Annotated in this window: 2 protein-coding genes; both read left to right on the top strand. The window is 52.8% G+C overall.

Features of this window, described 5'->3' with window-relative positions:
• Positions 1-890: hypothetical protein (locus BTW07_RS20095; RefSeq protein ID WP_208605446.1), on the top strand; the 890-nt coding region annotated here is incomplete at its 5' end.
• Between the two features lie 10 nt (positions 891-900).
• On the top strand, positions 901-1248 hold the full coding sequence (locus BTW07_RS18805) for a hypothetical protein (protein WP_075571355.1): 348 nt from the start codon (positions 901-903) through the stop codon (positions 1246-1248).
• Positions 1249-1274 lie beyond the last annotated feature (26 nt).

Genomic DNA, 1274 nt, shown 5'->3' with positions numbered 1-1274 from the left:
CAGGCACCGCGACGGCGTATAACTACTTGAGCCATTGGCAGGAGGCCAAGAAGGACGAGGAACTCGCGGCTTGTAAGGATGACCTGCTGTGCAAAGTGGGAACGCGGGCCAATTGGGCTATGGTGGATGCCCAGCAAGAGGCAGGGCTGCTTATCGGCTCGGCGGGTGGCATCGCGCTTTCCGCCAAGGAAGCGGCGGAAGGCGTCTATGCCCTGGTCACCGACTTCCCCGAGGTCATGGACGGCCTGAAACAGCTGGCCACTTCGCCCGAGTTCCGCCAACAGTTCGGGGAAAACTACCTGAACGACCTGCAAGTACGTGCCGACCGTCTGGCCGAAGCTTACGAAACCGCCGGCTGGGATGGCTCGATTACGGCTGGTGTCGAGGGAGGGCGCTTCGCGGCGGAGCTTGTCGGTGTGTTGACAGCGGTCAAGGGCGGGGCGCAGCTGATTGCCAAGCTGCCATCGTCAGCGGGTAAGTTAATCAAGGCGGCCAAACCGTCGCCAAATGTGGTTGCGGGAGGTAAGGTTGGGTCGGGTGCTAATGTTCCAAAGGAAATGGAAGTTGCTCTCGGTAAATTTGATTACCTATTCGGGCGGGTTGCAAGCAGTGCACATAATGCGGCACGTTCAAATCAGTTGGCTCTCGAAATGAAAAGGCTTGGCGTTCCTGACACAGTAGCAGGTCGGAAAATGTTGACTGAACACTTACAAGCTGCGGTTAACACTGAAGGAAACATCGCGCGAACATTCTCGAATCAGTATGGGAATTTTGAAGTGAGGGAGTCGCTGTTCATGGGGAGCTCAGGTCAGGCGGCAAAGTTTGAGAGTACGTTCCAAATTCTTGAAGACGGGACGCGTCGTCGAAGTACTGTGATCCCATTTCACTGAGGATGTTGATATGAATTTTCCGAGTACTAATGACTTCTTAGAGAATTTTGGTTTGGAGCCCCTCGAAGAAGATCCCAGTATGGCTTATTGCCGCTATGTCAAAATGGCCCCAGCCGAGGAGCTGGAAGTTGATATTTCATTTAGCGCTGTTGCTGATTCATTTCAGGCTGTATTGCGATGTAGTAGGAGGGAAGTGGTAACGCTATCTTCGGAAAAGGTTAGATCTATCAAGATTCAGAATGATGCTCTTGGCTCTGGTGTTCATGTTGTGTTTGATATTCATGGTGTGACCTCAGAAGCTCTGGTCAAGCTAGAACCTGAATTGAATATTCGCTGGTGGACCTTACGTAGCGAGTAGACAGTGAAAGGCCCGCTAGCCCATCA

The organism is Salinicola socius (genome assembly GCF_001937195.1).
Classification (GTDB): domain Bacteria; phylum Pseudomonadota; class Gammaproteobacteria; order Pseudomonadales; family Halomonadaceae; genus Salinicola; species Salinicola socius.
This window is presented reverse-complemented; position numbering and strand designations above follow the sequence as displayed.